The sequence below is a fragment of the Xenorhabdus sp. SGI246 genome, from assembly GCF_040838225.1.
Classification (GTDB): Bacteria; Pseudomonadota; Gammaproteobacteria; order Enterobacterales; family Enterobacteriaceae; genus Xenorhabdus; species Xenorhabdus indica.
Genome location: NZ_JBFPEZ010000120.1, coordinates 1 through 6086 on the forward strand (window position 1 = coordinate 1; position 6086 = coordinate 6086).

At 49.9% G+C, this 6086-nt stretch carries 6 protein-coding genes and 1 pseudogene; all 7 read left to right on the forward strand.

Annotation, left to right across the window (positions count from 1 at the left end; genetic code table 11):
* Positions 1–619: pseudogene (locus tag ABLA85_RS18120) on the forward strand (hypothetical protein); the annotation flags it as partial.
* Between the two features lie 165 nt (positions 620–784).
* Positions 785–2194, forward strand: a complete 1410-nt coding sequence (locus ABLA85_RS18125) for a DNA circularization protein (protein WP_367965726.1) — start codon at positions 785–787, stop codon at positions 2192–2194.
* The gene (locus tag ABLA85_RS18130) at positions 2191–3279 is read left to right on the forward strand and encodes a phage baseplate assembly protein (RefSeq protein ID WP_367965727.1); all 1089 of its coding nucleotides are present in this window, start codon (positions 2191–2193) and stop codon (positions 3277–3279) included. Before ABLA85_RS18125 ends, ABLA85_RS18130 begins: the two co-directional genes overlap by 4 nt.
* A 4-nt stretch (positions 3280–3283) precedes the next feature.
* Positions 3284–3865 carry a phage baseplate assembly protein gene (locus ABLA85_RS18135; protein ID WP_367965728.1) on the forward strand — a complete coding sequence of 194 codons (582 nt, stop codon included), beginning with the start codon at positions 3284–3286 and terminating at the stop codon, positions 3863–3865.
* Complete coding sequence (locus ABLA85_RS18140; RefSeq protein WP_367965729.1) at positions 3862–4308, forward strand: phage GP46 family protein; 447 nt, start codon at positions 3862–3864, stop codon at positions 4306–4308. Before ABLA85_RS18135 ends, ABLA85_RS18140 begins: the two co-directional genes overlap by 4 nt.
* Positions 4298–5437 (forward strand): baseplate J/gp47 family protein, encoded by a 1140-nt coding sequence (locus ABLA85_RS18145; protein WP_367965730.1) that lies wholly within the window; start codon positions 4298–4300, stop codon positions 5435–5437. Before ABLA85_RS18140 ends, ABLA85_RS18145 begins: the two co-directional genes overlap by 11 nt.
* The gene (locus tag ABLA85_RS18150) at positions 5434–6030 is read left to right on the forward strand and encodes a YmfQ family protein (protein ID WP_367965731.1); all 597 of its coding nucleotides are present in this window, start codon (positions 5434–5436) and stop codon (positions 6028–6030) included. Before ABLA85_RS18145 ends, ABLA85_RS18150 begins: the two co-directional genes overlap by 4 nt.
* The last annotated feature ends 56 nt before the right edge of the window (positions 6031–6086 follow it).

Here is a 6086-nt window from a genome sequence, read left to right on the forward strand (position 1 = left end):
GAGTTTCGGTCTATCCAGTACATTAGCGGCCAGTCAGAAATTAGCCACCCATGCCAACGACAATGCCAACCGCCGCCTCGACAAAGCGCAGAACGGGGCGGATATCCCAGATAAAGCGGTGTTTGTGGACAATCTGGGGTTACGGGATACGGTCAAACGGGCTAGTGATGCCGTGCCCAATAGCCGAAAAATCAACAACAAATCATTAGTAGACGATGTGAATTTAAATGCGAAGGATGTTGGCGCACAACCTGCGGGGAATTACGCCCTAAAAGGTGACAGCTATACCAAACAGGAAAGTGACAGTAAGTACGGCAAAAAGAATAAGGGTTTGATGGCTAAAAGCGGATGGTTTAAGTGCGAAGATAGCGGATTTATCTGTCAATGGGGGTATACAAAAAATAAGTTATATGAGGCGCGTGAATGGGTTCAGTTTCCGATGAAGTTCCCAACGGGCTGTTTTGGCGGCTTGGCAACACCGGTTGCGAATGATCGTATAGGGGGCAATATGTCCGCTTATTTTGGTGATCCAAATCAAGAAGGGGCGTGGGTAACAATGGATTTGGAAAAAGGTTCTGACGCTTTTGCGTATATTTTTTGGCTTGCAATAGGATGTTGAGAATTGACATGAGTATTACCGCGCGGAAACAAACGCATTACTGCTCGCATGGAAGAAGTGCTGTGTCCAGAACAACCGCGTAGACACTTCCACTGACCCGAACGGGTTTTTTATTTCTAACGCCGCCTGATGCGGTTTTTTTGTATCCAAAAAAGAGGTTATGACATGGCCTTGATAAAAGATGCCCTTTCTTCTTTGTTGGGCGGCGGCAGTGATTCGTCATGGAAGTGGGCCGAACATTTGCACCCGGCTTCTTTCCGCGGGGTGCCGTTTGCTGTGGTATCCGGGGAAAGTGTCTTCGGACGACGTCAGGCAGTGCATGAATACCCGTACCGTGATACTGCCTGGCTGGAAGATTTAGGCCGGGCAACCCGCAGAATAACGATCCGGGGTTTTATCATTCAGAACAGCGCCATCTATGACGCCCCGGATGTTATCACACAGCGCAAGAATCTAGTTGCGGCCTGTGAAACCGGAACAACGGGGACATTGGTTCATCCGACACTGGGTGAACTGACCGTCAGTGTGACAGAAAGCGGCCTGCGTATGACTGAAAGCATGGAATCAGGCCGGGTGTTTGAGTTCACGTTGACGGTGATTGAATCCGGCCTGAAAGTCTTTGCGGTCACCAACAGCACCAAATCCGCTACCGAGGTGAAGAAAAACTGGCTGAAAACCTACACCACCACACTGGCCAAATATATCTCAATGGTGAGAGGGGAAATCCGCTCGGTGGTGCAGGGAATGCGGATCATCAAACAGACCGCCAATCAGTGGGTGGGTATGGTGACTCGTTCGGTGGATGAAGTGACCAACCTCAGTGACATGTTGAAGACCACTTTCGGCAGTGAGCGTTACGGCCGTTATCAGCGCGGCACCATTGGCGGTACAGTATCAGGGGCAACGGGGATTCGGTCACGGGATGACGAAAGCCGTGATGAGGCTGAGATAGTGAAGAAAACCACTGCTGAGGTAGTGATGGGACGTAAAGCCATCGCCCGCAGCCTTGAAGCCCTGAGTACTGCCCCGACCGTGGAAATTTTTACTGAGTCAGCCGGCAATGTGGTGATGGCGATTATCCAGTCAGCCGGCAGTGCTGATGAGAAAGTAGCTATTTTTGAACATTTGGCTGCCTTTCAGAATACCCGCTACCAGCAAGGCTCGGTTGACCGGTATGTCACAGAAATGACCGTTCTGCTGTTGGTCGTGTTGTCGGCGGGCGCAATGGCGCAGGTCGCCAGTGAATTTACCCCGGCAAACAACCAGGAAGCCCATGATTTACAGAATAGGGTGTGTCATGCACTGGATAACGCATTAGTGATGGCCGGTGATTTAAGCACGGATGACATTTATCAGTCTCTGATGTCATTGCGGGATGAATTTATGACCAGTTCAGCATTGAAAGGCGCAGAAGCTGGACGGTTGGCTCAGTTCAGTCTGCCCGCTGTGTTGCCAGCCCTGACGGTGGCTAACCGGATTTATCAAGATGCCGGACGCAGCAATGAACTGATACAGGCGACCAATCCCCGTCATCCGGCTTTTATGCCTACCCGATTTAAGGCGCTGAGACAATGAAAAAAAATGATGAACTGTCATTAGTGATTGGCGGTAAGGCTATTTATGGCTGGGACAGTGTCCGTGTCACACGGGGCATTGAACGCTTGCCGTCTGATTTTGAACTGATGTTGATGGACTATTATCCCGGCAGCGATGAGAAGCAACAGGTAGAAGCGGGTCATCCCTGTCAGGTATTACTGGGAAATGATCCGGTAATGACAGGATATATCGATATCTGGAGTTCATCCATTAACAAAAGTACCCACCAGATACGGGTAACCGGACGCAGTAAATGTCAGGATTTGGTTGATTGCTCGGCAAAATGGCCGCAGAACGTGATCACTTCAGCGACGGCATTACAAATTGCTCAAAAACTGGCGCAATGGTACGGCATTGAAGTGAAATCGGATGTGGCTGATATGAAAACCGTGCCGCAATTCACCCTGAACTGGGGGGAATCTTCACAGGAAATCATTGACCGCATCACCCGCTGGTCTGCCCTGCTGTATTACGACACGCCGGACGGCAATTTATTTCTGACCCGTGTCAGTGACAAAGTGGCTGCCAGTGGTGTGTCACAGGGAAAAAACATTGAAATGGCCGATTACCAGTCCTCCATGAATGAACGGTTCTCTGAGTACATCGGTCTGTCTATGAATGTCAGCGGGTTAAGTGAACTGTCGGCAGGAAAAGGTTATGAAGTGGTAACAATTGCCACAGCAAAAGACCCGGAAGCGGAAAAGATGCGCTATCGCAATTACGTCACCATTATCGAAAGTACCTTGCATACATGGGGAAAGCAGCAAGACGCGATTAACTGGGAAATGAACCGCCGCTACGGGCGTTCTAAGGTCCTTAAAGTGCTGGTTGATAGCTGGCGGGATGTCAGCGGGACATTATGGACACCCAATACCCTGATCCCGATCCATTTACCGGTGTTCGGACTGGAATCCGAGCAATGGCTGTTATCGGAAGTGTCTTATATTCGCAATAAAGATGACGGCACACGGGCAGAGCTAACCTTGATGCCACCGGCTGCCTTTACCGTACAACCGTATGCATTTTACGATGCAATCATAGAACTGCGTAACGGAGGTTATTGACGCAATGGACGTTAAGAATTTATATCGCCGCGCAATGATGATGCTTGGTTTAGGCAGGGTAACTACCTGTAATGATAAGGGGGTTATCCAGCAAGTACAGTATCAAACCGCAATGGAAGTCCGGGACAACACACACCGGATCGCTGAGTTTGGTTTTTCCTCCGGACTGCCTGAGAACACGGATGTGGTCTTGGCATTTTTGGGTGGTGACCGCTCTAACGCTGTCGTAATTGGTAGCAATCATCAACAGTACCGGCACAAAGGGTTAAACCCCGGTGAAGTGGTGGTGCATAACCAATGGGGGCTGCATATCTTACTGACAGCATCGGGGATCACCGTCGAAGCGAAAGGACAACCGGTTACTGTCAATAATGCGGCAAAAGTCACCATCAATGCGTCCACCGAAGTGTTGTTGAATACCCCGGTACTAAAAGTCACCGGTGATGTCATTGATAACTGCAACAATAACACTACAACCATGAAACAGTTGCGCGATACCTATAACCGTCATACGCATCCAGTGCCGGGTGTGAAATCCGGTGATGCGACAGTCACCAGTCAGATAACCGGGGAAACCGTCAAATGAGTGATATTACCTCCTGGTGGGATGTCAAAAATATTCATGCTGACTGGTTGATAGGGCACGGGGATTTGGTAACCGGTAATGACCTGCAAACTGCCATCATTATCAGCTTATTTACGGATCGTCAGGCGCGCCCTGATGATGATATAGAGGGCGCAGATCGTCGTGGCTGGTGGGGTGATAACGGGGCTGATTATCAGATAGGGTCCCGGTTGTGGTTATTACATCGACAGAAACTCACTACCTCTGTCGCATTGGCGGCTGAGGATTATGCCCGTGAGGCGCTGCAATGGATGTTAGACGATGGCGTGGCTGTGGCGATTGATATTCGCACACAAATTGTCTGGCCTAATCGATTGAATATGATAATCCGTTATCAGCGTCCGGGGCGGGATAACGAGGATTTACGCTTTTTCTGGGTCTGGGAGCGAGAAAATGCCCTTTAAACGAAAAACACTCACTGAACTTCGTGCGCAGAACCGCAGTTATTTACAATCAGAATTACAGGAAACTGGCCCGTTATTACGCTTTTCCAATATGGGTGTGCTGGCTGATATGGATGCAGGTATGGCGCATCTGCATTACGCCTACCTTGATTATATCGCCATCCAGACTACCCCGTTTACGGCCACGGATGAATGGTTGTCTGGATGGGCCGCGTTAAAGAAGATTTTTCGCAAACCGGCAACAGCGGCTCACTGTGAACAATATCAGTTTACAGGGATGGCAGGGACTGTCATTCCTGCCGGGACAAGACTTAACCGGGGGGATGGGTATCAGTACCAAACCCTGACTGAGACTCGTATTAATGCCAATGGGCAGGGAAACGTTAGCCTGATTGCGTTATTACCAGAAAGTACAGAGGATGATTCGGGGGGCGGTTCGGCAGGAAATGCGCCATCGGGTACAGTACTAACGTTGGATCAGAGTCTGGCAGGGGTCGATGTTGAAGGTACAGCGATTGCACCTATAACAGGCGGGGCAGATATTGAGAAAGAAGCGGATTTTCGTTCCCGTATGTTACTCGCCTATCAGGGCACACCACAGGGTGGTTCCAGTGACGATTATAAACAGTGGGCGCTATCCGTGCCGGGCATTACCCGTGTCTGGGTCAGACCGAGAGCGGCTGGAGCCGGAACGGTCGGCGTCTATATTATGGCTGATAACAATGCACAGGGCGGTTTTCCTATCGGTACAGACGGCGTGTCATCCCATGAACCGTATGCGGTGCATGCCACCGGAGATCAACTAAGAGTGGCTGACGCCCTTTATGCCTTACAACCGGTCACGGCCTTAGTCTGGGTGTTATCGCCGATAAAGTATCGGATTGATTTTACCCTCCACGGTCTTTCTCATGTCAGCACCGATGTGACGGCGCGTATTAATGAGGCGATTGATAACGTACTGTTTGAAAACGGTAATCCGGATGGCTCCGGGCGCATATTCATATCCGAACTGCAATATGCCATTGCGGGCATACCGGGCACAACAGGATTTGTGATCACATCACCGGCAGATAATATTGCCTTACCAATTGGTCACTTACCTGTACGCGGCGAGGTGAAATATACATGAAACAGTACAGCGAAGTGAATTATACCCTGGCATTAAATGGTCTGTTACCTACCGGGATGGCATGGACGCGGCACCCAAAATCAGCTATCAGTAAGGTCATTCGGGCACTTGCCCGTAGCTATCATCGCAGTGATCAGGATGCGCATTTATTACTGGAAGGCAGTTTCCCGGCAACCGCGACGATCATGTTACCGGAGTGGGAAAAATCACTAGGGTTGCCGGATGACTGCGCTATTGGGGAAATTGACAGTATCTCATTGCGGCAAAAGTCCGTGGTCTCAAAGTTATTACGCACAGGGGGGCAGTCCAAATCCTATTTTATCGGACTGGCGGCAGAACTGGGATTCCACATTACTATAACTGAATTCCGGCAGGCCAGAGCAGGTATGTCTGCGTGCGGGGACGCATTGAATGGCGGTGACTGGCCGTTTGTCTGGCGAATTAATGCCCCGGCAACCACGATAAATTACGCTGTAGCAGGCGGCAGTTATTGCGGTGATCCGTTGCGTTCGTGGGGCAATAAAAAACTCGAATGCCAGTTTCAGCGAATAAACCCGTCTCACACAATCCTTCAATTCGGCTACAGACAGTAACCCTTATAAATTTCAATTTCATTTTTATCACTTTTACTCGGCGAGGATCAATCATG

Excerpts from the sequence above, each read along its gene's own strand:
- ABLA85_RS18130 (WP_367965727.1), top strand. The coding sequence starts at position 2,191 with ATGAAAAAAAATGATGAACTGTCATTAGTGATTGGCGGTAAGGCTATT.
- ABLA85_RS18145 (WP_367965730.1), top strand. The coding sequence starts at position 4,298 with ATGCCCTTTAAACGAAAAACACTCACTGAACTTCGTGCGCAGAACCGC.
- ABLA85_RS18150 (WP_367965731.1), top strand. The coding sequence starts at position 5,434 with ATGAAACAGTACAGCGAAGTGAATTATACCCTGGCATTAAATGGTCTG.
- ABLA85_RS18140 (WP_367965729.1), top strand. The coding sequence starts at position 3,862 with ATGAGTGATATTACCTCCTGGTGGGATGTCAAAAATATTCATGCTGAC.
- ABLA85_RS18135 (WP_367965728.1), top strand. The coding sequence starts at position 3,284 with ATGGACGTTAAGAATTTATATCGCCGCGCAATGATGATGCTTGGTTTA.
- ABLA85_RS18125 (WP_367965726.1), top strand. The coding sequence starts at position 785 with ATGGCCTTGATAAAAGATGCCCTTTCTTCTTTGTTGGGCGGCGGCAGT.